The organism is Kineococcus halophytocola, assembly GCF_041276425.1.
In the GTDB taxonomy this organism is placed as follows: Bacteria; Actinomycetota; Actinomycetes; order Actinomycetales; family Kineococcaceae; genus Kineococcus; species Kineococcus halophytocola.
Genome location: NZ_JBGFTU010000012.1, coordinates 127,374 through 150,586, shown reverse-complemented (window position 1 = coordinate 150,586; position 23,213 = coordinate 127,374). Strand labels below are relative to the sequence as shown.

Annotated in this window: 16 protein-coding genes, 1 tRNA gene and 1 pseudogene; 7 read left to right on the top strand and 11 right to left on the bottom strand. The window is 76.7% G+C overall.

Annotation, left to right across the window (positions count from 1 at the left end; translation table 11 throughout):
• Window positions 1-90: 90 nt before the first annotated feature.
• Window positions 91-1,311 (bottom strand): C40 family peptidase, encoded by a 1,221-nt coding sequence (locus AB2L27_RS12310; protein WP_370441759.1) that lies wholly within the window; start codon window positions 1,309-1,311, stop codon window positions 91-93.
• 211 nt (window positions 1,312-1,522) lie between these two features.
• Here AB2L27_RS12310 and AB2L27_RS12305 point away from each other — a divergent pair, with 211 nt between their 5' ends.
• Window positions 1,523-1,957, top strand: a complete 435-nt coding sequence (locus tag AB2L27_RS12305) for a MerR family transcriptional regulator (RefSeq protein ID WP_370441765.1) — start codon at window positions 1,523-1,525, stop codon at window positions 1,955-1,957.
• Window positions 1,958-1,993: 36 nt separating this feature from the next.
• A complete protein-coding gene (locus tag AB2L27_RS12300) occupies window positions 1,994-2,299 on the top strand; it encodes a hypothetical protein (RefSeq protein WP_370441758.1) in 306 nt (101 codons plus the stop codon).
• A 9-nt stretch (window positions 2,300-2,308) separates the two neighbouring features.
• Here AB2L27_RS12300 and AB2L27_RS12295 read toward each other — a convergent pair whose 3' ends face one another.
• The 3 genes from AB2L27_RS12295 to AB2L27_RS12285 form a co-directional block, all read right to left on the bottom strand.
• Window positions 2,309-3,193, bottom strand: coding sequence for an SMP-30/gluconolactonase/LRE family protein (locus tag AB2L27_RS12295; RefSeq protein ID WP_370441757.1), 885 nt, complete (start codon window positions 3,191-3,193; stop codon window positions 2,309-2,311).
• A 136-nt stretch (window positions 3,194-3,329) separates the two neighbouring features.
• The gene (locus tag AB2L27_RS12290) at window positions 3,330-4,028 is read right to left on the bottom strand and encodes a response regulator (protein ID WP_370441756.1); all 699 of its coding nucleotides are present in this window, start codon (window positions 4,026-4,028) and stop codon (window positions 3,330-3,332) included.
• The gene (locus AB2L27_RS12285) at window positions 4,025-5,593 is read right to left on the bottom strand and encodes a sensor histidine kinase (RefSeq protein WP_370441755.1); all 1,569 of its coding nucleotides are present in this window, start codon (window positions 5,591-5,593) and stop codon (window positions 4,025-4,027) included. Before AB2L27_RS12285 ends, AB2L27_RS12290 begins: the two co-directional genes overlap by 4 nt.
• Before the next feature lie 187 nt (window positions 5,594-5,780).
• Between AB2L27_RS12285 and AB2L27_RS12280 the strand changes: the two genes are divergently transcribed.
• On the top strand, window positions 5,781-7,154 hold the full coding sequence (locus AB2L27_RS12280) for a cation:dicarboxylate symporter family transporter (RefSeq protein ID WP_370441754.1): 1,374 nt from the start codon (window positions 5,781-5,783) through the stop codon (window positions 7,152-7,154).
• Window positions 7,155-7,183: 29 nt separating this feature from the next.
• Here the strand turns inward: AB2L27_RS12280 and metX are convergent.
• A pseudogene (gene metX / locus AB2L27_RS12275) lies at window positions 7,184-8,332 on the bottom strand (homoserine O-acetyltransferase MetX); the annotation flags it as partial.
• A gap of 114 nt (window positions 8,333-8,446) precedes the next feature.
• Entirely contained in the window at window positions 8,447-9,841 is a 1,395-nt protein-coding gene (locus AB2L27_RS12270) for a bifunctional o-acetylhomoserine/o-acetylserine sulfhydrylase (protein WP_370441753.1), read from the bottom strand.
• A gap of 319 nt (window positions 9,842-10,160) precedes the next feature.
• Between AB2L27_RS12270 and AB2L27_RS12265 the strand changes: the two genes are divergently transcribed.
• The 4 genes from AB2L27_RS12265 (at window position 10,161) to AB2L27_RS12250 (ending at window position 17,237) form a co-directional block, all read left to right on the top strand.
• Window positions 10,161-10,520, top strand: coding sequence for a hypothetical protein (locus AB2L27_RS12265; RefSeq protein ID WP_370441752.1), 360 nt, complete (start codon window positions 10,161-10,163; stop codon window positions 10,518-10,520).
• A gap of 132 nt (window positions 10,521-10,652) precedes the next feature.
• Complete coding sequence (locus tag AB2L27_RS12260; protein WP_370441751.1) at window positions 10,653-11,663, top strand: zinc-dependent alcohol dehydrogenase; 1,011 nt, start codon at window positions 10,653-10,655, stop codon at window positions 11,661-11,663.
• Window positions 11,664-11,899: 236 nt separating this feature from the next.
• A complete protein-coding gene (locus AB2L27_RS12255; protein WP_370441750.1) occupies window positions 11,900-14,494 on the top strand; it encodes an EAL domain-containing protein in 2,595 nt (864 codons plus the stop codon).
• 58 nt (window positions 14,495-14,552) lie between these two features.
• Entirely contained in the window at window positions 14,553-17,237 is a 2,685-nt protein-coding gene (locus AB2L27_RS12250) for an EAL domain-containing protein (RefSeq protein WP_370441749.1), read from the top strand.
• Here AB2L27_RS12250 and AB2L27_RS12245 read toward each other — a convergent pair.
• The 5 genes from AB2L27_RS12245 to tmk all read right to left on the bottom strand — a co-directional run bounded on the left by AB2L27_RS12245 (window position 17,206) and on the right by tmk (window position 23,153).
• Window positions 17,206-17,850, bottom strand: coding sequence for a DedA family protein (locus AB2L27_RS12245; RefSeq protein WP_370441748.1), 645 nt, complete (start codon window positions 17,848-17,850; stop codon window positions 17,206-17,208). The genes AB2L27_RS12250 and AB2L27_RS12245 overlap by 32 nt on opposite strands.
• A 160-nt stretch (window positions 17,851-18,010) precedes the next feature.
• A tRNA-Thr gene (locus tag AB2L27_RS12240) sits at window positions 18,011-18,087 on the bottom strand.
• Between the two features lie 203 nt (window positions 18,088-18,290).
• The gene (locus tag AB2L27_RS12235) at window positions 18,291-19,856 is read right to left on the bottom strand and encodes an alpha/beta hydrolase (protein ID WP_370441747.1); all 1,566 of its coding nucleotides are present in this window, start codon (window positions 19,854-19,856) and stop codon (window positions 18,291-18,293) included.
• Window positions 19,857-19,899: 43 nt separating this feature from the next.
• Window positions 19,900-21,066 (bottom strand): DNA polymerase III subunit delta', encoded by a 1,167-nt coding sequence (locus tag AB2L27_RS12230; RefSeq protein ID WP_370441746.1) that lies wholly within the window; start codon window positions 21,064-21,066, stop codon window positions 19,900-19,902.
• A complete protein-coding gene (gene tmk / locus AB2L27_RS12225) occupies window positions 21,063-23,153 on the bottom strand; it encodes a dTMP kinase (RefSeq protein WP_370441745.1) in 2,091 nt (696 codons plus the stop codon). Before tmk ends, AB2L27_RS12230 begins: the two co-directional genes overlap by 4 nt.
• Between the last annotated feature and the right edge of the window lie 60 nt (window positions 23,154-23,213).

Sequence of the window (23,213 nt, the reverse complement as noted above, 5' to 3'; positions counted from 1 at the left end):
GCCCCCCCCCCCCCCCCCCCCCCGGCCCCGGGGCCCCGCCCCGCGCACCGACGAGGAGGTCGGACGCGGGTGGTCGGGGCCGGGAGCAGGTCAGGCCGGGCGGGTCCCGAGGGCCATGAGCCCGGAGCGGTAGATCGAGCTCGTCCGCACGTTCGCCCCGGTGTGCGGGGCCTCGACCATCGTCCCCGGCGCGACGACCATCCCGACGTGGTGGATGGTCGAGGGGTTCGAGGTGTCGGTGGCGAAGAAGACGAGGTCACCGGGGGCGAGGTCGCCCAGGGCGACCGGGGCCTGGCCGGAGTACTGCATCCGCGAGGAGTGCGGCAGCGCCACGCCCGCCGCGCCCCAGGCCCGCATGGTCAGCCCGGAGCAGTCGAAGGAGTCCGGGCCGTCCGCGGCCCACACGTACGGCTTGCCGAGCTGGGCCAGCGCCCAGTCCACGGCGGCGCCCGCGCCCGCGGTCGGGGCGGCGGCACGGGGCGCGGTGGCCGCGGGGCCGGCGGACCGGGCCGCGGCCTGCGCGGCGGCCTGCGCAGCCGCCGCGGCGGCGGCCTGACGCTCGGCCTCCAGCCCGGCCAGGCGCTGCTGCTCGAGCTGCACCGAGGTCTGCTGCAGGTCGGCGAGCCGGGCGGTGAGCGCGTCGGTCTGCCGCTGGGTGTCGGCCACGACGGCGTCGGCGGCGTCGGCGGCCTGCTGGGCGGCGGTGCGGGCGGTGTCGGCCCGCGTCGTGGCGTCCTCCTGGGCCGTGCGGGCCGCGGCGGCCTGCGCGGCCGTGGACCGCGCCAGCGCCTGCGCGCTCGCGGCCTCCTGCTGGACGTCGGCGCGGCCGCCGGCGAGGTGGTCCAGGGTGGCCCGGCCGTTGACGTAGTCCTCGATGTCGCCGGAGGTCACGACGGTGGCCAGCGGGGACCAGCCGTCGGAGACGCCGCGGTACTGCTCGGAGGCCACCCGGCCCAGGTCGGTCCGCGCCCGCCCGTAGGCGGCGGCGGCCTCCTGCGCGGCGGCCCGGGCGGTGACCGCCTCGGCGGTGCGCTGCTGCAGCAGGGCGCGGGCCTCGTCGTAGTCCTCGGCGGCGACGGACAGCCGCGTCCGGGCGGCGTCCAGGGCCTCCTGCCCGGCGGCGAGCCGGGCCTGGAGGGCGGCGACCTGCGCGGCCGTGGCCCCGGCGGCGGCCTGGGCGGCGTCGACGTCGCCCTGGCTCGGGTAGCCGGGGTCGGCGGCCGCGGAGCCGACCAGGGCGCCGAGGGCGGCGACGGGGGCGGTGGCGGCGACGGCCAGCAGCAGCGTCCGTCGGGTGGTGCGGTCAGTCACGGTCGTCACCCAGCGTCGTCCGGTCCGTCACAGCCTGAAGGGTAGTCGTCCCCCGTCCCGCGGGAAGCACCCGACCCCGCGGGCCGCGACCGGCGCGGACGGGTGAGGTGCGGGCCCGAGCACACCGGTCGCCGGTGTCGGGACCGTTACGATCGACCGTCGTCGCGACGACGACGGGCCGGCGAGCAGGGGGTACGTGGTGTCCGAACTCATGCAGATCGGCGAGGTCGCCGAGCGGGTCGGGTACAGCTTCCGCACCATCCGCTACTACGACGAGATGGGCCTGGTCACCCCCACCCAGCGCACGCCCGGCGGCTTCCGGCTCTACACCGAGATGGACGTCTACCGGCTGCTCGTGCTCAAGCGCATGAAGCCGCTGGACTTCTCCCTCGACGAGATGCGCGAGCTGCTGTCCGTCCTGGACGCCCTCGACGGCCGCGTGGAGTCCGGGACGCCGCGCGAGGAGCTGTTCGCCCGGCTCGACGAGTTCCGCCAGGCCGCCGACGCCCGCGTGGAGAAGCTGCGGGACCGGCTGATGATGGCCGAGGAGTTCGCCCAGCGGCTGCGCGACGAGGCCGCGGGCCGCACCGACGGCGGCTCCCCCGCCCCCGAACCCCCGGTCCGCGAGACGCACCCCACCGCCTGACCTCAAGCCCGCCGCCGCCGGGGCCGATCACCCGGTGTGCTCACGCGCAGGGTCGCCCGGGTGGTGCCCGTCCTCGTCGCGGTCGCGCTCGCCGCGTTCGCCGGGACGGTCCTGCTGCACCAGCCCCCGCCGACGACGGCGCCGGGCACGGTGACCGGCGCCCGCCCCGGCGAGGTCTGCCTGCACGTGCAGGGCCCGGGCGCCGGGCACGACGTGTGCCTGGACCGCCAGCACGTCGAGCACCTGGCCCTGGCCGGGACGCACCCCGGCGACTGCGTCGAGGTGACGTGGACCAGCGACCTCGTCGTCGCCGGGTCCCTCGTGCGCGTCGTCCGCTGCTGAACCGGCTCCTCAGCCCGCGTACGCCAGCGCGGGCATCCCCTTCACGCCCGGCACGTACCGGAAGACGCTGCCCGCCGCCGGGTCGTCGTCGTCGGCCAGGCCCTCGCGCGAGGTCGTGATGAACAGCTCGGAGTAGTCCTGCCCGCCGAAGGTGCACGCCGTGACCTGCCGGGCGCCGACCTCGACGACGGCGTCCAGCGTGCCGTCGGGGGCGTAGCGGCGGACGGCGGACCCGCCGAACAGCCCCATCCACACCCCGCCCTCGGCGTCGACGCACAACCCGTCGGGACGGTCGGTGCCGCCGTCGGTGTTGACCTGCGCGAACGGGCGGCGGCCGGTCAGCCCGCCGTCGCGGGAGTAGTCGAAGACGTCGGTGCGGCCCGTGGGGGTGTCGTTGTAGTAGGCCAGGGTGCCGTCGGGGCTCCAGCCCAGGCCGTTGGAGATCGTGACGTGCTCCACGACGACCTCCACCTGCCCGTCGGGGTCGAGGCGGAACACCGCGCCGCGCCCCTCGCCCTTGCCGTCGGCCTGGTCGTAGGCCATGGACCCGGCGTAGAAGCGGCCGTCGGGGTCGCACCCGCCCTCGTTCATCCGGATCCCCACCCGCGGCCCCCACAGCTCCGGCAGCCGGGTCAGCTCCCCGTCGGCGGCCTCCAGCACGAAACCGCGCTCGACGGCCAGGACCGCTCCCCCGCCGGCGCGCGGCCGGCTGATGGCGACGACGTCGCCGGGGCGGCTGCCGTAGTGCCGGCGCGAGGTGGTGCCGTCGGGGGCCAGGGTGAGGACGTCACCCTCGTAGAGGTCGACGAACCGCAGACCTCCCCACGTCGGGGACCAGCAGGGCCCCTCGCCGTGTCCCACGATCCGGTCGGTGATGCGCTCCGCTGCTGCCACCCCCCGCACCCTAGGGCACCGGTCCCGGAACCCCCCGGGCCCCCGGGGGTCGGTACGCTCGTCGCCGCGGCGGACGGCGGTCCGTGCCGAGACCGGCCGGAGGGGAGTCGATCTCGGCCAGGTCCGCCGCCCGGCCTCACAGCGCCGGCGTCGGGTGGTAGGCCAGCTCCGGGCGCCCGGACCCCCCGTAGCGCGGTTCGCGCCGGGCCCGCCCGGCCGCCGCGAGGTGCTCCAGGTAGCGCCGCGCCGAGACCCGCGACAACCCCGTCACCGCCGCCACCTCGGCCGCCGACAGCCCCTGCCCCGCCGGCGCCCCGCGCAGCGCCGCGACGACGGTGGACAACGTCGGGCCGGCCACCCCGCGCGCCGGCCCGGACGCCGTCCGCAACTGCGCCAGCGCCTCGTCGATGGCCCGCTGGTCGATGCCGTGCTCCCCGGAGGCGGCGGCGACGTCGGCCCGGAACCGGGCGTAGGCCCGCAACCGCTCCTGCAGGGCCGCGGCCGTGAACGGCTTCAGCAGGTACTGCACGACCCCCATCGACAGCGACTGCCGGACCACGGCGGGGTCGCGGGCGGCCGTGACCGCGATGACGTCGGCGGGCACGGCCGCCGCGCGCAGGGCCCGCAGCACCTGCAGCCCGTCGACGTCGGGCAGCGTCATGTCGAGCAGGACGAGGTCGACGGGCGTCCCCTCCCCGGCCGCCCCCACCGCGGCCAGCGCCTCGCGCCCGGAGTGGGCCACAGCCACGACGGTGAACCCGGGGACGGCGCGGACCTCCTGGGCGTGCCCCGCCGCCAGGACCGGCTCGTCCTCCACGACCAGGACGCGGATCACGACCGCACCACCGGCAGCTCCACCGGCAGCTCCACCACGACGGTGCCGCCGCCGTCGTCGAGCGTCACGGGCTCCTGCACGCGCACCGTCCCCCCGTGCCGCCGCACGACCTGTCCCACCAGCGCGAGCCCGAGCCCGTGGGCCCCCGCGGGGGACAGCCGCTGCTCCTTGCGCGACCAGCCGCGCTCCATCGCCCGCTCCAGCCGGCCCGCGGGCAACCCCGGCCCGGAGTCGGTGACGTGCACCGCGACGCGCCCGCCGGCGGCGCCGATGCGCACCCGCACCCAGCGCGGCCCGGGCGCCTCCAGCGCGGCCTCGACCGCGTTGTCCACCAGGTTGCCCACCACCGTCACCAGGTCCCGGGCCGGCAGCAGGCCCTCGGCCAGCGCCGTGTCCGGCTCCACCTCCAGCTCCACCCCCCGCTCGGCGGCCTGGGCGGACTTGCCGATGAGCAGGGCCGCCACGGCCGGGTCGGCGACGTCGGCCACGACGAGGTCGGTGAGCTGCTGGGCCGCAGCCAGTTCCGCGGTCGCGAACTCCACCGCCCGCTCGGGCCGGCCCTGCTCGACCAGCCGCACCACGACGTGCAGCCGGTTGGCCGCCTCGTGGGCCTGCGAGCGCAGCGCCTCGGCCAGCCCGCGGACGGCGTCCAGGTCGCGGGTCAGGGCCTGCAGTTCGGTGTGGTCGCGCAGGGTCACGACCGTGCCGACCCGGCGGCCCTCCCAGTGCGCGTCGAGCCGGCTGACGACCAGGACGCGGTCGTCGGTGACCTGCACGTCGTCGACGACGTCCTCCCCGCCGTCCAGGAGCCGGCGCAGCGCCGGTCCCAGCTCCGGGGTGCCGTCGGCGGCGGTGGGCAGCAGGCGCCGCGCCTCGTCGTTGACCACCTGCACCCGCCCGGCGGGGTCCAGGACGACGAGCCCCTCGCGCAGGGAGTGCAGGACGGCGTCGTTGACCTCCCACAACCGGGTCACCTCGGCCGGTTCCAGGCCGTGGGTGCGCCGGCGCACCCACCGCGACAGCGCCCAGCTGCCGACCACGGACAGCGCCAGGGCCAGCGCGAGGGCCAGGACGAGGACGGGCAGCCGGTCCAGCAGGTCCCGGGTCACCGACCGCGTCACGACCCCGGCCGCGACCGCGCCGACCACGGTGCCCTCGGGGCCGCGCACCGGCACGACCGCGCGCACCGACGGGCCCAGGGTCCCGGTGTACGTCTCGACGACCTCACCGCCGGCCAGGGCCGCGGCGGCGTTGCCGACGAACCGCTGCCCGACGCGGTCGGGGTCGGGGTGGGTCCAGCGGACCCGGTCGCGGTCCATGACGGTGATGAAGGAGACGCCGGTGGCCCGGCGGACCGCCTCGACGTGCTCCCGCACCCCCGCCCGGTCCGCCGTCGCGGGGTCGGCCAGGCCCGCGCGCACGTCGGGGGCCTGCGCCACGGCGACGGCGACGTCGGTGACCTCGGTGGTCGCGTCGCGGCGGGTGTCGGTGCGCAGCTGCCAGCCCAGGGCCGCCGTCGCGGCCAGCAGGACGACGCCGACGACGAGGAGCTGGAGCACCAGCACGCGCGCGGCCAGCGTCCAGCGCCGCCGGCCACGTCCACCACGTCGGCCACGGGGGCCACGGGGGCCGCGCCGGCCCGCCGGCCGGTCGTGAACGAAACGACCGCAAGCACGACCGGCCCGCTCCGCAGGCAGCACCATCACCGCGTCCCCCCAGCCAGCAGTTCCCGGACGTCACCGAGAGGGTCCCATGAGCACAGGCGCTCAGAACTCCGCTTCCGCCGCTGCGCAGACCGCCGGCAAGCGCGACCGCACGCACTTCCTGTACGTCGCCGTCATCGTCGCGGTGGCCGCCGGCATCGCCGTCGGCCTGCTCGCCCCCGACCTGGGCAAGCAGCTCAAACCGCTGGGGACCGGGTTCGTGGCGCTGGTCCGGATGATGATCGCGCCGGTCATCTTCTGCACGATCGTCCTGGGCATCGGGTCGGTGCGGAAGGCGGCGCAGGTCGGCCGCGTCGGCGGGACGGCGCTGCTCTACTTCCTCGTGATGAGCGGTTTCGCCCTCGTCATCGGCCTCGTCGTCGGGAACCTGCTGCCCACCACGGACCTGCGGCTCACCGACGCCCTGCGCGGGCAGGGCGCCACGCTGGCCGAGAAGGCCGAGGAGGGCGGCGGCACCACCGAGTTCCTGCTGGGCATCATCCCGAACTCCCTGTTCTCCTCCCTCACCGACGGCTCCGTCCTGGAGGCGCTGTTCGTCGCGCTCCTCGTCGGTTTCGCGATCCAGGGCCTGGGCGCGACCGGCGAGGCCGCGCTGCGGGCGGTCGAGGGCCTGAAGAAGATCGTGTTCAAGGTCCTGGCGATGGTCATGTGGGTCGCCCCCGTCGGGGCGTTCGGCGCCATCGCCGCCGTCGTCGGGGAGACCGGGGTCGACGCGCTGAAGGCGCTCGCGGTCGTCATGGCCGGGTTCTACGTGACCTGCGCGCTGTTCGTCGTCGTGGTCCTGGGCCTGGTCCTGCGGTTCGTCACCGGGGTCTCGCTGTTCAGGGTCCTGCGGTACGTGGCCCGCGAGATCCTGCTCATCGTCTCCACCTCCAGCTCCGAGACCGCGCTGCCGCGCCTGATCGCCAAGATGGAGCACGCCGGGGTCTCGAAGTCCACGGTGGGGATCACCGTCCCGACGGGGTACTCCTTCAACCTCGACGGCACCGCGATCTACCTGACGATGGCCTCGCTGTTCATCGCCAACTCCCTGGGCGACCCGCTGTCCATCGGCGAGCAGGTCTCGCTGCTGCTGTTCATGGTCATCGCCTCCAAGGGCGCCGCCGGGGTCTCCGGCGCGGGCCTGGCCACGCTGGCCGGTGGCCTGGCCTCGCACAAGCCGGCCCTGCTCGACGGGGTGGGCCTCATCGTCGGCATCGACCGGTTCATGTCCGAGGCGCGCGCGGTGACGAACTTCATCGGCAACACCGTCGGCACCCTCGTCATCGCCACCTGGAGCCGCACGCTGGACCGGGAGCAGCTCACCGAGGTCCTGGCCGGGCACCGCCCCTTCGACGAGCGGTCGATGGACCCGGCCGCCACCGCCGCGACGCAGGAGCGGGCACCGCTCACCGTCCCCTGACGCACGCCCCGGACGCGCCGGACGAGGGCGAGGGTCTCGGTGACCAGGGGGGCGATCTGGTCGGCCTCCAGGAGGAACCCGTCGTGCCCGGAGGCGGAGGTCACCACGCGCAGGCCCCCCACCGCCGCCGGGGCCGCCTCGACGATGCGCCGGGAGTCGGCGACGGGGTAGAGCCGGTCGGAGTCCACGGCCACGACGACCAGCGGCGTGCGCACGGCCGCGAGCGCCGCCCCGGTGCCCCCGCGGCCCAGGCCCACGTCCCACGTATTCATCGCGTCGGTCAGCGCGACGTAGGAGCCGGCGTCGAAGCGGCGCACGAGCTTGTCGGCGTGGTGGTCCAGGTAGCTCTGCACGGCGTAGCGGCCGGGGGCGGCCGGGTCCAGGGGATCCTCGCCGAACTGGGCGCCGCGGCCGAACCGGGCGTCGAGCTCGGCGGCCGTGCGGTAGGACAGGTGCGCCAGCCGCCGGGCCAGGCCGAGCCCGGCGTGCGGGCCCTGCCCGTCCGGGGCGTCGTGGTAGTCCCCGCCGCGCCAGCCGGGGTCGGTGACGATGGCGGTGATCTGGGCGCTCTGGCCGCCGATCTGGTCGGCGCTGGCGGCGGCGGCCGAGGCCAGGACGAGGGCGGCCCCGACCCGCTCCGGCTGGGCCGCGGCCCACTCCAGGGACCGCATGCCGCCCATGGACCCCCCGAGGACGGCGGCGAACCGCCCGATCCCGAGGGCGTCGGCCAGCCGGACCTCGGCCGCGACCTGGTCGGCGACGGTGAGCCGGGGGAAGGCCGACCCCCAGGGCCGGGAGGTGCCCGGCCGCGGGGAGGAGGGGCCGGTGCTGCCCTGGCAGCCGCCGACGACGTTGGCCGCGACGACGAACCAGCGGTCGGTGTCCAGGGCCCTGCCCGGGCCGACGAGCGCCGACCACCAGCCGGCGGTGGGGTGACCGGGCCCGGCCTCGCCGGTGACGTGGGAGTCCCCGGTCAGGGCGTGCTCGACGAGGACGGCGTTGGACCCGTCCGCGGCCAGGGTCCCCCACGTCTCGTAGGCCAGCCGGACCTGCGGCAGCACCCCGCCCAGTTGCAGCGGGAGGTCGCCGACGTCGGCGAAGCGCCGGTTCCCGGCCGGGTCACCCTCGCGCCACGCCCCGGTCGCGGGCGGCGCGACGGGCGCGAGCGCCCGGGCCACCTGTCCCGGGACGTCCGCGGCCAGTTCGCGCGCTCCCACCCTGTGCCCCACCTCGGCGACGACCACTCGTGTCCGACCTCCTGTCGACGTCCCAGTGTCCCCGACCGCGCAGGGTCAGGCGGACGCCCCGTCGGTGTGCCCGTCGGTGTGCCCGTCGGTGTGCTCGTCGGTGTGCCCTGCCGCGGCCCTCGCGGCGGCGGCGAACCCCACGCGCAGGTCGGCAAGCACGTCGTCGACGTGCTCGATCCCCACGGCCAGGCGCACCAGGCCCGGGGCGACCCCGGAGGCCCGCTGCTGCTCGGGCGTGAGCTGGCTGTGGGTGGTGGAGGCCGGGTGCACGACGAGGGAGCGCACGTCCCCGATGTTCGCGACGTGGCTGTGCAGGACGAGCGCGTCGACGAACGCCTTGCCGGCCGCGAGCCCCCCGGCGATCTCGAAGGCCAGCACGGCCCCGGAGCCCTTGGGCGCGTACTTGCGCGCCTGGACGTGCCACGGCGAGGTGGGCAGGGAGGCCCAGTTCACCGACAGGACGTCCTCGCGCGCGGCCAGGAAGCGCGCGACCTCCCCGGCGTTGTGGACGTGGCGCTCCATGCGCAGGGACAGCGTCTCCAGGCCCTGGGCGATGAGGAAGGCGTTGAAGGGGGCGACGGCCGGGCCGAGGTCGCGCAGGAGCTGCACGCGCAGCTTGGTGAGGTAGGCCAGCGGCCCGACGGCGTCGGTGAACACGACGCCGTGGTAGCTCGGGTCGGGCGTGGTCAGGCCCGGGAACCGGCCGGAGGCGGCCCAGTCGAAGCGGCCGGAGTCCACCACCGCGCCGGCGACGGTGGTGCCGTGCCCGCCGAGGTACTTCGTCGCCGAGTGCACGACGACGTCGGCGCCGTGCTCCAGGGGACGCACGAGGTAGGGGGTGGCGATGGTGTTGTCCACGACGAGCGGGACGCCGTGCTCGTGCGCGACCCCGGCGACGACCTCGATGTCCAGGACGTCACCGGCGGGGTTGGAGATCGTCTCGCCGTAGAACAGCTTGGTCTCGGGGCGCACGGCGGCGGCCCAGGACCCCGGGTCGTCGGGGTCCTCGACGAACGACACCGAGATGCCCATCTTGGGCAGGGTGTGGTGGAAGAGGTTGTACGTGCCGCCGTACAGCCGCGGGCTGGAGACGACGTGGTCGCCGGCCTGGGCGATGTTGAGGACGGCGAGGGTCTCGGCGGCCTGGCCGGAGGCGACGAGCAGGGCCCCGACCCCGCCCTCGAGCGCGGCGATGCGCTGCTCGACGACGTCCTGCGTCGGGTTCATGATCCGCGTGTAGATGTTGCCCATCTCGGTCAGGCCGAACAGGGCCGCGGCGTGGTCGCTGTCGCGGAAGGCGTAGCTGGTCGTCTGGTAGATCGGCAGCGCCCGGGCCCCGGTGGTGGGGTCGGGGGTCTGGCCGGCGTGGACCTGGAGGGTCTCGAAGCTCCACGACGAGGGGTCCACGGCAGGGTGGGAGGGGGTGTTCTCGGTGCTCACGACGGGTCCTTCGGCTGGGTGGGGTGGGGGTGGGCGCGTCAGGGGCGCCGACACAGCCCGTCGAAGAGGTAGGCGCGCCGGCTCGGCCAGAACGGGTCGAGCACGACCAGCGGCGGGAGCACGCTCCGATGGTGCCGGTGGCCGTGTCCCCGCGGCAACCTGGAGGACGCCGGTCGTGCGCTCAAGATCAACGCAGAGTGTTCCCTCCAACACTCCGCGGAATCGGCAGGTGTCTGGCAGGCTGGGCGAGCGACTCTGTGCGATGGAACCCTCACGCTCAGCAGCGCCTCTTGACGTCTACCTCAGTTGTGGAGCCTCGATGGACGACCAGCGCACCTCCGCGGACACCCCCGCGCAGGTGGCCGACGACTCGGTCCAGGTGATCCGCTGGGACGCCCCCAAGTGGGCGTCCCGGGGCCTGGAGGTCGAGGGCGGGTGGCTGCACAGCTACGAGGCCCGCGTCGTGCCCCTCGAAGGTGACGAGGGGGCCGAACGGCCCTGCCCCGTGCGCCTGGAGTCGACCGACCTCGCCTACGCCGAGCACGGGCAGACCGTCCTGCGCCGCTTCGGCCCCCGCGTCTTCATCGGCGACATCGCCCAGCTGTCCCTGCCCGAGGCCCGCCGCCTCGTCACCGCCCTCGCCGAGGTCATCGAGCGCGCCGAGGGCCCCACCGCCTGACCGCCCGCCCCGGTGGGCGGCGGCACCGTTGCGCCTCGTTGCCTTCCCGAGGCCGGTGATCGGCCCCGCTGGGCCAACGGGCACCCACCCCGGCGGGCCGGAGCGGTCCCGGGGACCGGATACGTTGCGACCATGACCCAGCGCACCGGCCGCGCCGCCCGGATCACCGCACCCGGCTCCCTCGAACTCGTCGACACCACCCACCCCGAGCCCGGCCCGGGCGAGGCGCTCGTCGAGGTCGCCTACTGCGGCATCTGCGGCTCCGACCGCGAGGTCTTCGCCGGCACCCGCCCGGCGGAGTTCGTCCGCTACCCCGTCGTCCCGGGCCACGAGTGGTCCGGCACGGTCCGCGCCGTGGGCGCCGGCGTCCCCGACCAGCTCGTCGGCCGCGGCGTCGTGGGCCAGGGCATCCGCACCGCCGAGGGCACCCCGGCCTCCGTCGAGGGCGACACCGAGGGCTGGCCGCAGGAGTACGAGGAGACGGGCTTCACCCTCCCCGGCGGCTGGTCGACCTGGCTGACCCTGCCCGCGCGCTACCTGCACCTGCTGCCCGAGGGCGCCGACCTGCGCGCCGCGGCCGGCATCGAACCCGCCGCGTGCGTGGCCGAGGCCGTCCTGCTGGCCGACGTCACCGCGGGCTCGAAGGTCGCCGTCGTCGGCGCCGGGACGCTGGGCCTGCTGTGCGTGCAGCTGCTCAAGGGCGCCGGCTGCGAGGTGACCGTCGTGCACCACAACGAGGAGCGCCGCGAGCTGGCCGAGCGCTGCGGGGCCGCGCACTACACCGGCGACGCCTCCACGCTGGGCGCGACGTTCGACGCCGTCATCGAGGCCGCCGGGGTGCCGGGCATCGCCCGCACGTCGGTCCGGCTGGCCCGCCGCGGCGGGCGCGTGGTCCTCACGGGCATCCCCGCCCAGGACGCCGACGACCTGTCCTCCCTGGAGCTGGTCTCGCGCAACGTGCACGTCCTGACGGTCTTCGGCGCCCCGACGCGGGCGTGGGCGTACGCCGTCCGCGCGTTCTCCGCCGGCGTCCTGGACCCCACGCCGCTCATCACCCACGAGTTCGACCTGGCCGAGGCGAAGGACGCCCTCGACGAGCTCGCCGCCCGCCGCGGGGCGCTGAAGGTCCTGCTCAAGCCCTGATCTGCTAGAAGCGGGGCCCCTGCTCTTCCAGGGGTTCCGCGGCAGACGGGTGGTCGTCCCGGGTTCGGCTCAGGTCGGCCCCCGCGCGGGACGAGACGCCCCACGTGACCGCCGCCCACCGCCCAGGCCGACCACGCCGTCCGGGCCGTCCGGGCCGTCCGGGCCGTCCGGGCCGTCCGGGCCGTGCGGGCCGTGCGGGTCGCAGCCGGCCCCTGCAGACCACCCTGCTGGGCCTGGTGCTCGTCCCGGTCCTCGGGCTGGGCGCGGTCGCGGCCCTGGGCGTGCAGGACCGGCTGGAGGACGCCCGCGAGGCCGAGACGGCGCTGCGCGAGGTCCGCAGCGCCGTGGCCCTGGGGCAGGTGCGCAGCGCCGTCGGGCAGGAGGTCGTGCCGGTCCTCGGGGCGGCCGTCCCGGGGCAGCCGCGGCTGCTCGCCGCGCTGGACCCCTCCGCGGCGGACACGGCCCGCCGGCCGGCCGACACCCGCACCTCGGCGGCGGAGGGCACGGCCGCGACGGACGCCGTCCTGGCCGCGGCGCGGACCGGGCGGGCGGGCCGGGACCAGGACGTCCTCGCCGGGCTGCCCGCCCGGTTGCTGCAGGCCCGCACGGCCACGGCCGCCGACGCCGACACGGGCCTGCTGCTGTACGACGAGCTGCTCTCGGACCTGAGCGCCCAGGTCGACGACCACCTGCGCGCGGCCCGCGCGCTCGGCCTGGAGGGCGACCTGGTCCCCGCGCTGGGTGACCTGGAGCGCGTCTCGCACGCCTCGGCCCTGGCCAGCCGGGAGATCACCGCCTACCTCGGCGTCCTCGCCCGCGCCCACACCGTCGGACGCGGGGACTTCCTGCGGCTGTGGGACGCCCACCGCCAGGCCGCGGCCGACGTCGTCACCCTCAGCGACCCCGACGTCGCCCGCGCCTGGTCCGCGACCGACGGCTCACCCGCCTCCCGGCGCCTGGAGGAGGTGCTGACCGCGATGGCCGAGGACCCCCGCACCCCCACCCTCGCCGAGCTGACGGTCGTGCGCCGGGACACCGCCGAGCGCGACGCGGCCCTGCGGGCCGTGCTGTCCCGCACCGCCGAGCGCGTCGTCGAGCAGGCCGGCCGGCAGGCCGACGTCGCGCACCGCGAGCTGCAGCACCTGCTCGTCCTGTGCGCTGCGGTCGTGGCCACCACCCTGGCCGGCACGCTGCTGGTGCGGCGCGCCATCGCCACCCCGCTGGGCCGCCTCGCCGCGCAGTCGCGCTCGGTGGCCGCCGGTGAGCTCGTCGACGTCCACGAGCAGGGCCCGACCGAGGTCCGCGTCGTGGCCCAGGGCCTGGCCGCCGCCGTGGAGACCCTGCGCCGCGTGCAGGTGCAGGTGCAGGCCATCGCGGCCGGCGAGCTGGACCACGAGGTCGTCCGCACCCCCGTCCCGGGCCCGCTCGGGCAGGTCGTGCACGCCTCGGTGACGCAGGTCCTGGCCGCCTTCCACGAGCGCGAGCAGCTGCAGGCCGACCTCGCCCACCAGGCCGCCCACGACGCCCTGACCGAGCTGCCCAACCGCGCCCAGACCCTCGTCCTGACCGAGCGCGCCCTGCACCGGGCGGCGCGCCAGGGCGCCCGGGTGGGCCTGCTGTTCCTGGACCTGGACCACTTCAAGGCCGTCAACGACAGCTTCGGGCACGCCGCCGGCGACGAGCTGCTGCGCACGGTCGCGGCCCGGATGCACGCGACCGTGCGCGGCGGGGACGTCGTGTGCCGGCTCGGCGGGGACGAGTTCGTCGTCCTCGTCGAGGGCGTGGAGGACGAGAAGGGCCTGGTCGACCTCGGCGGGCGGCTCATCGCCGCCCTCAGCGCCCCCGCCGCGCTCGCAGGCCTGCCGCAGGCCCAGCACGTGCGGGTGGGGGCCAGCGCGGGCGTGGCGGTCAGCGTGCCCGGCGCCCTGGACGCCGAACGCCTCCTGCGCGACGCCGACGCCGCCGCCTACCGGGCCAAGGCCGCCGGCCGCGGGGTCGTGGAGGTGTTCGACGACGAGCTGCGCGCGGAGCTGAACGCCCGCGCCGAGCTCGAGACCGCCCTGCGCCACGGCCTGGAGGCGGGCGAGCTCGTCCTGTACTACCAGCCGGTCCTGGACCTGGGGACCGGGCGCACCAGGAGCGTGGAGGCGCTCGTGCGCTGGGTCCGGCCCGGCCACGGGCTCGTGCCGCCGGACGCGTTCATCCCCGTGGCCGAGGCGTCCTCGCTCGTGTGCGACCTGGGCCGGTGGGCCCTGGCGGAGGCCACCGCCCAGCTCGTGCGCTGGGACGCCGAGGGCGGGCACCGCGGCGGGCTCGCCGTCGCCGTGAACATCTCCGGGCGGCACCTGGCCCAGGCGCACCTGCTCGAGGACGTCACCGACGCCCTGGCCGCCAGCGGGATCGACCCGTCCCGGCTGACCGTGGAGATCACCGAGACCGTCCTGGTCGACGAGCCGCTCGCCCTGGAGCACCTGCGCTCGCTGCGCGAGCTGGGCGTGCGGGTGGCCATCGACGACTTCGGGACGGGCTACACCTCCATCGGGCAGCTCTCCCGCCTCCCGGTGGACGTCCTGAAGATCGACCGCAGCTTCGTGTCCTCCCCCGAGGCCGGCCACGCCGACCTCGTGCGGCTGCTCATCAGCGCCGCCCACAGCTTCTCCCTGGGCGTCGTGGCCGAGGGCGTGGAGGAGGACGGGCAGCTCTCGGCGCTGCTGGCGGCCTCCTGCGACGCCGCGCAGGGGTACCTGTTCGCCCGGCCGGTGCCCGCGGCGGACCTGCCCCCGGCGGAGCTGCCGGGGGCGGCCGTCCTCGTCAGCGAGACCCGGACGTGACACCCTCTGGGTGACCCCCTGTGACCAACAGGTGACCCCCTGCCTTCGAGGAGTCCGCGTGCCGACGTTCCGCGCCCGCCCGCGCCGGCCTCCCCGGAGCCCCGGGCGGACGTGGCGGCGCAAGCCCGGCACGTTGCGCCGCAGCCTCATCGCCCTGGTCCTGGTCCCGGTCCTGGGGCTGCTCGGCCTCATGGCCTACGCCGTGGACGAGCAAGCCGGACGCGACCGGGCCGCCGCCGCGGCCGCCGACGACGTGGCCGCCGCCGTCGCGCTGGACACCCTGCGGGCCGCCGTCGCCCGCGAGGTCGTCCCCGTCCTGGGCCAGGCCGTCCTGGACGACCCCCGCACCGCGGCCTCCGTCGGCGTGGACGAAGGGGCCGTGGCCACCCTGTCGACCCTGGCCCGCCCCACGCTCTCCGGGCAGTCGGCCACCGTGCGCGACGCCACCGACGCGGCCGTGCGCCACGCGCAGTCCACCACGGCCGCCGCCGTCGCCCGCCGGGCCGCGGTGACGGTCGAGCGGCTGCGCGGCGACGCCCGCGACGGCGACCTCGGCACCGTCTTCGCCGGCTACCGGCGCGTCAGCACCGACCTCGCCGGCCGCGTGAGCGCCCTGCTGCAACGGGCCCGCGCGCAGGGGCTGGACGCCCGGGCCACCCGGGCGCTGACCGACCTCGAACTCGTCTCGCGCGCCTCGGCCCTGGCCGGGGTGGAGGTGCCGCTGTTCTTCGCCGCCTCCGCCGGCAGCGGGCTGGACCGCACCAGCACCCGCGAGGCCTTCCTCCAGGCGTGGGGCGGGTACCGCGCGGCGTCGGCGGACGTGGTGTCCCAGGGCTCACCGGAGCTGGCCGCGCAGTGGCGCAGCGCCACCACCGGCACCGTCGCCGCCGCCGTCGACGAACCGCTGCGGCTGGCGGCGCGCACGGGCCAGACCCCGCCCCTGCCGGGACTGGTCGGCCTCGCCGCGGCCAACGGCGCCCGCGACACCGCGGTGCGGGCAGTCGTCGTCGACACCGGCGAGAGGGCGCGGCAGCGGGCCCTGGGACCGGCCGAGACCGCCCGCCGGACCCTGTGGGTGCTCGTCGCGGCCTGCACGCTCCTCGTCCTGGGCACCCTGGCCGCCGCGCTCCTGACGCGCCGCTGGATCGCGCTGCCGCTGAGCCGGCTGGCCGAGCAGTCGCGCGCCGTCAGCGACGGTGAGCTCGTCGACGTCGAGGAGGGCGGCCCGCTGGAGGTCCGCACGGTCGCGCGCGGGCTGGCCGCCGCCGTCGACACCCTGCGCCGCGTGCGCGACCAGGCCCAGGCCGTCGCCGACGGCGCCCTGGACGCCGACGTCGTGACCCGCCCCGTGCACGGGCCGCTGGGAGCGGTCGTGCACGCCTCGGTCCGGCAGATGGTCGGCGCCCTACGCGAACGCGAGCAGCTGCAGGAGGTCCTGGCCCACCAGGCCTCCCACGACGCCCTCACCCAGCTGCCCAACCGCGCCCAGGCCTCCGAGCTCATCGACGCCGCGCTGCACCGGATGGCCCGCCACGACGGCCGCGTCGGGCTGCTGTTCGTCGACCTCGACCACTTCAAGGCCGTCAACGACACCCACGGCCACGCCGCCGGCGACGAGCTGCTGCGCGTCGTGAGCGCCCGGATGGCCGGCTGCCTGCGCGGCGGGGACGTCGTGGCCCGCCTCGGCGGCGACGAGTTCGTCGTCGTGGTCGAGCAGGTCGAGGACGAGGGCGGGCTGGTCGACCTCGGGACGCGGCTCATCGCGGCCGTGTGCGCGCCCGTGGACCTGTCCGGCCGGCGCACCGGCGTCCGCGTGCGCGTGGGGGCGAGCGTGGGCGTCGCCACCAGCCCGCCCGGCGGGTGCCCGGCCGAGCGGCTGCTGCGCGAGGCCGACGCCGCCGCCTACCGGGCCAAGGCCGCCGGCCGCGGGACCGTGGAGGTCTTCGACGACGCCCTGCGCCACGACATCGCGCACCGCACCGACCTCGAACGCGCCCTGCGGGCCGGCCTGGACGGCGGCGAGCTCGTCCTGCACTACCAGCCCGTCCTGGACCTGCGCACGGAGTCGGTGCGCAGCGTGGAGGCCCTCGTGCGGTGGGACCGGCCCGGCGCGGGACTGCTCGCGCCGGACAGCTTCGTCCCCGTCGCCGAGGGCTCCGACCTCGTCTGCGACCTGGGCCGGTGGGCGCTGTCGACCGCGGCCGCCCAGCTCGCCGCGTGGGACGCCGAGGGCGGGGCGCTCGCCGGCGTCACCGCCGCCGTCAACGTCTCGGGCCGGCACCTGGCTCAGCCGCGGCTGCTGGGTGACGTGGCCGTCGCCTGCGCCGGGGCGGGCATCGCCCCCGAACGCCTCACCGTCGAGATCACCGAGACCGTGCTCGTCGACGAGCCGACCGCCCGCGAGCACCTGCGCGCGCTGCGGGCCCTGGGCGTGCGGGTGGCCCTGGACGACTTCGGGACCGGCTACACCTCCATCGGCCAGCTGTCCCGGCTGCCCGTCGACGTCTTGAAGATCGACCGCAGCTTCGTCGCCTCGCCCGACCGGGCCCACGCCGACCTCGTCCGCCTCCTCATCGGGGCCGCGCACAGCTTCTCCCTCGGCGTCGTCGCCGAGGGCGTGGAGGAGGCCGGCCAGCTCGGCGCCCTGCGGGCGGCGGGGTGCGACGCCGCGCAGGGCTGGCTGCTGGGCCGCCCCCGGCCGGCGACCGAGCTCAGCGCGCTCGCCACCGCCGCACGAGGCTGACCGCCCCCGAGGCCAGGACGCCGAACGCGACCGCGGCGACGACCGAGACCCACGGGGAGTCGCTGACCCCGCGCCCGGCCAGCCCCAGCGCGCCGTACGCCAGCGCCCAGCACGCCGCCGGCAGGGCGTTGGCGACGGCGAAGCGCCCGACGGGGTAGGCCGTCGCGGCCGCCGCCGCCATGACCGGGACGCGCGCGCCGGGCAGCAGCCGCGACGTCACGAGCGTCCCCACGTCGTGCCGGGCCAGCCGCTCCCCCAGCTCCCCGAGGTGCCCGTGCCCCTCGGCCTGCCGGCGCAGCCGCCGGCCCGCCCGCGTGTGCGCCCCGCGCAGCAGCAGCGTGTAGAGGACGAGGTCGGCCGCGTACGCCGCCGCGGCCCCCACGAGCACGACCTCACCGAGGGACAGCCACGAGCGGTGGTGCCCCAGCGCCGCCATCGCCGCGACGACGGCCCCCGTCGGCAGGACCGGCAGCAGCGCCCCCGTCACGACGGCCGCGAGCAGGACGGCGAGCGCCCACAGCCAGTGGTCGGCGTGGGACGTGGGGTCGAGCAGGCCGGTCAGCGACGAGGTGAGCGATGAGGTGAGCGATGAGGTGAGGGCGGCGGTGTGCACGGTGGGACCAGGATGGCAGCCGGGGGCGTTCGCCTCACCGGTCCGGCGGGCCCGGCCCCACACCCGGCCCCACGCCGGACCGGTGGTGGGACCGGCCCGTCGCGACGACGAGCCCCCCGGGAACGACGGAGGGCCCGTCCGCATCGGACGGGCCCTCCGGTGGAGCCGCCTCGGGGAATCGAACCCCGGACCTACGCATTACGAGTGCGTCGCTCTGGCCGACTGAGCTAAGGCGGCAGTACCAGCGCCCTCTCGGGCACGGACAGTGAGCCTACAGGACGTCCGGCCCTGCCTTCACCACGGTCCAGGCCCCGTCGCGGCGCAGCGCGTCCTCGACGAGCGGGCGCAGGAGGCCCGGCGCGACGTCACCGGCGGTGCGCAGCAGCTACCGCCGTCCCCGGGCCCCCACCGTCCGGTGATCACGTGCGCGGCCCGGCCGCTCAGCCGCAGGTGGTGCCCTCCTCCGGCGCGGTGCCGCTGAGCAGGTAGGTGTCCACGGCGTCGTCGATGCACTCCGAGCCGGTGGCGTAGGCGGTGTGCCCGTCACCGTCGTACGTCAGCAGGCGCCCGGACGACAGCTGCCCCGCCAGGCCCTGCGCCCACGCGTACGGGGTCGCGGGGTCGCGGGTGGTGCCGACGACGACGATCGGGCCGGCGCCCTCGGCGTGGACGGGACGGGCCTGCCCGACGGGGTCGATGGGCCAGTCGGTGCAGGCCAGGGCCCCCCACGCCAGGAACGGCCCGAACGTCGGGGACCGCTGCTCGAACTCGCGCACCGTGTCCGCCACCTCCGACCGGGTCTGGACGTCGTCGCGGTCGAGGCAGTTGACGGCGTAGATGACGGTGGTGGAGTTGTCGAGGTACCGGCCGTCGGGGGCGCGGTGGGCGTAGGCGTCGGCGAGGGTGAGCAGGGGCGCCCCGTCCCCGCGCTGGGCGGCGGTCAGCGCGGCGGACAACTGCGGCCACAGGGACGCCGAGTACAACGGGTAGGCGACCCCGAGGTAGGCCAGGCCCTGCACGAGCGGCCGGTCGGTCCCCGTGGGCAGGGGGTCCGCGTCCAGGCGGTCCAGCAGGGCCCGCACCTGCGCGACGCCGTCGTCGACCCCACCGGTCAGGGGGCAGGCGTCCCCCCCGGCGTCCCCGGCCAGGCACGCCGAGACGTAGGAGCGCAGCGCGACCTCGAACCCGGCGGCCTGCCCGGCGTTGACCTGCTCGCTCGTCAGGGCCGGGTCGATGGCCCCGTCGAGGACGAAGCGCCCGACGCGCTGGGGGAACTGCTCGGCGTACCAGGCGCCGAGGTAGGTGCCGTAGCTCTTGCCGAGGTAGCTGAGCTTGTCGTCGCCGAGCGCGGCGCGCAGGACGTCCATGTCCTGCGCCACCGAGCGCGTGTCGACGTGCGCGGCGAGCGGGCCGGAGGCGGCGCAGCCGCGGCCGAGCTCGCTCGTCCGCCGCTCCAGCGCCCGCACCTCGGCGGGGTCGTCGGGGGTGGGGTCGGTGGCCAGGAACTCGTCGACCTCGGCGTCGGTGAGGCAGCGCAACGGGTCCGAGCTCCCCACCCCGCGCGGGTCGAAGCCGACGACGTCGAAGTGGTCGCGCACGTCCGGGGAGACGACGTTCTGCGCGGCCCGGGCGTACTCCACGCCGGAGGCCCCGGGGCCGCCGGGGTTGAGGACGAGGGAGCCGAGCCGGTCCTCGCCGGTGGCCTGCGTCCGCAGCCGGACGACGGCCAGGGTGGTCGTCGGGCCGGCCGGCTGGTCGTAGTCCACCGGCACGGTCAGGCGGGTGCACTCGAACCCGCCGGAGCAGTCGGCCCACTGCAGCCGCTGGCCGTAGAAGGCGGCCAGGGCCGGGTCCGTCGCGTTCTCGCCCGCGACCGCGGCGGCGGTGCCCACCGGTTCGGGGTCGGGGCCGGACCCGTCCAGGGCCGAGCAGCCCGACAGCAGGAGGGCGGCGGCGGCCAGGCCGACGGCGGCGCGCGAACGGGAGGGTCGGCCGAGGGAGCGCATGGTGCGCCCCACGCTACGGGACACCACGACGGGGCCGCGGTCCTCAGCCGTCGTGGCGCGCGGGCCGCAGGCTCAGGGCCAGCGCCTCGATGGCCAGCAGGGGGGCGACGTTCTGGGCGAGCCGTTCCCGGGCGAGCTGCACGGCGTCGGCGCGGCGCAGCGTCTCCTCGGGCGGGCCGGCCGCGGCCATGGCCCGCACCTCGGTGGTCATGTCCGAGTTCACGAGCTCGACCGGGGCCCCCACCTGCACGACGAGCACGTCGCGCAGCAGGGCGAGCAGGTCGACCAGGGCCCGGTCCAGGACGTCGGTCTGGTGGCGGCGGGCCCGCCGCTTCTGGTCCTCCTCCAGCTGGCGCACCTGGGCCCGCACGGCGGGCGGGACGGTCGCGGACCCGTCGGCGCCGAGGGCGCGCAGCAGCTCGGCCTTCTCCCGGGCGTCGCGTTCGACGGTCGAGGCGCCGGCCTCCTCGGCGGCGATGTCGACGAGCTCCCCGGCCGCCAGGACCGCGTCCCCGACCCCCCGCACGCGCTGGGGCAGCCGCAGCACCTCCCGGCGCCGGATGCGGGCCCCCTCGTCGCGCGCGAGGCGGCGGGCCAGCCCGACGTGGGACTGCGCGGCGCGGGCGGCGAAGGCGGCCATGACGGGGTCGACGCCGTCGCGGCGCACGAGCAGCTCGGCCACGGCGTCGGCGGGCGGGATGCGCAGCGGGACGTGCCGGGCCCGGGAGCGGATCGTGGGCAGGACGTCGTCGACGGCGGGCGCGCACAGCAGCCACACCGTCTGCGGCGGGGGTTCCTCGATGGTCTTCAGCAGCACGTTGCCGGAGGTCTCGTTGAGCCGGTCGGCGTCCTCGACGACGATGACGCGCCAGCGCGCCACGGACGGGCGGCGCTGGGCGGTGGCGATGAGGGGTTCGACGTCGACCCGGCGGATCCACGTGTGCTCGGTGGTGAACAGCACCACGTCGGCGTGGGACCCGGCCAGCGCCGTCCGGCAGCCGCCGCAGCGGCCGCAGCCGACCTGCGCCGGGTCCTGGCAGGCCAGGGCGGCGGCGAAGGCGCGGGCCGCGGTCGAGCGGCCCGATCCGGGGGGCCCGGTCAGCAGCCAGGCGTGCGTCATGCCGGGGGTGCCGTGGCGGGCGGCGGTGGCGGCGCGGGCCAGGACCCGCACGGCCGGTTCCTGGCCGACGACGTCGTCCCAGACGCTCACGACCGGACCGGCCCGGGGACGGTGACGCGGTCGTGGTCGGGTCCGTGGTCGGGAGCGCCGGTGGGGGCCGGCAGCAGCGGCACGAGGTGCTCCCGCAGCCTCGCGTGCACCGTCTGCGGGTCCGTGGTGGCGTCCAGGACGAGGTAGCGGCGCGGGTCGCGCCCGGCCAGGGAGAGGAACTGCTCGCGCACGCGGGCGTGGAAGGCACGCGACTCGGCCTCCACCCGGTCCTCGGCCGCCCGGCCCGACCGCCGCTGCGCCGCGGTGTCGGGGTCGACGTCGAGGACGACGGTGAGGTCGGGCAGCAGCCCCTGCGTCGCCCACGTCGAGAGCCGCTCCACCTCACCGGCGGGCAGGTCCCGCCCCGCGCCCTGGTAGGCCAGGGAGGAGTCGACGTAGCGGTCGGTGAGGACGACGGCGCCCCGGCCCAGCGCGGGCGTGACGACCTCGGCGACGTGCTGGGCGCGGTCGGCGGCGAACAGCAGCGCCTCGGCCCGCGGGCTCAGCGGGGAGGCGTCCGCGCGGTGGGACAGCAGGACCTCGCGCAGGTCGCGGCCGGTGGCCGTGCCGCCCGGTTCGCGCGTGAGGACGGCCTCGTGGCCCTGCTCGGTCAGCCACGCCGCCAGCAGCGAGGCCTGGGTCGTCTTGCCGGAGCCGTCCCCGCCCTCGAAGGCCAGGAAGAAGCCGCTGGGTGTGCGCACGGGAGCAGTGTCCTCGACCGCCGTGCGGCGGGCGACGGCGCGGACCAGGTCGGCGCGCAGGCTGGTGCCGCGCCGGTCGTCCATCTGCCGGAAGGCCACGATCCCCGCCACGCCCGTGACGACCCCGGCCAGGACCATCGCCAGCGCCGACCCGGCGTACGTGACCGACCAGTGCTCGCTGGGGGCGAAGGTGCGCTCGCCCAGGGCGTTCGCCACCCAGGGGGCCACGAGCATGACGGCGATGATGACGACGCGGGTGCTGGAGCCGACGAAGGAGAACGTCCGGCCGCGGACGTCGTCGTCGACCTCCAGGCCGAGCAGCGTGTAGGCCGAGACGTAGGCCAGGCCCGTGAACAGGCCCAGGGCCACGACGAACAGGGCCGCGACGACGATGTTCCCCACGACCGCCACGAGGACGAGGGAGACCCCCGCCAGGGACAGCGCGAGGCCGAACGTGCGGCGGCGGCTGAGGCCGGACAGCCAGCGCGGGCCCTGCCAGACCCCGAGGGCGACCCCGGCGAAGACGGCCATGACGACGACGCCGTACCCGGGGTCCCCCGCTCCCAGGCTGGTGACGAAGGCCCGGCCCAGGCCGAGGACGACCCCGCCGGCGGCGAAGGCGACGAGCATCCCGAACACCAGCCCGCGCAGCAGCGGTGAGCCCCCGACGAAGCGCCAGCCCTCGACGATGTCGCGGCCCAGCGTCGGGGCCAGCCCGCCCTCGCGGGGACGGACCTCGCGCGGGGGGATGTCCAGGCGCCAGATGACGGCCGCGGCGACGAGGAAGGTCAGGGCGTTGACGTACATCGCCAGGTCCGACTGCCCGCCCCGCAGGAACGGCAGGAGGCCGTCGAGCACGCCGGTCAGCAGCGTCAGCAGGATGAAGGCCAGCCCGGCCACCGGCGCCGAGCCGTAGGTGGCGACGAGGCTGATCTGGTTGGCGACCTCCAGCTTGCGGGCCGGCACGAGGTTGGGGACGGTCGCGTCCTTGGCCGGGCCCCAGAACAGGGTCACCAGCTCGATGAGCAGCGTGGCGACGAACAGCCAGGTGAGGCTGCCGGCCAGGGGGATCGAGACGAACAGCGCGAACCGCAGCAGGTCGCCGACGACCATCGTCAGCCGCCGGTCCAGGCGGTCGGCCAGCGCCCCCGCGAGGGGTCCCAGGAGGGCGGCCGGGGCGAGCTGGAGGATGAAGACGGTCGAGACCGCCACGGACGTCTGGGTGGCGTTCCCCACCGTCAGCCCCGCCGCCGTCCCCAGCTTGGCGAGCATCCCCAGCCAGTCCCCGAAGCTGGAGAGCATGAGCGAGAGCCACATGCGGCGGAAGTCGGGGTGGTCGCGCAGCAGGGCCCGCACGTCGTGGTCGGGAGCTGCCGGGGCGGTCACGACGCCAGGGTAGAGGTCCCCCCCGACGGGCCCGCCGCGTGCGCGGCGGGCCTGTGGAGA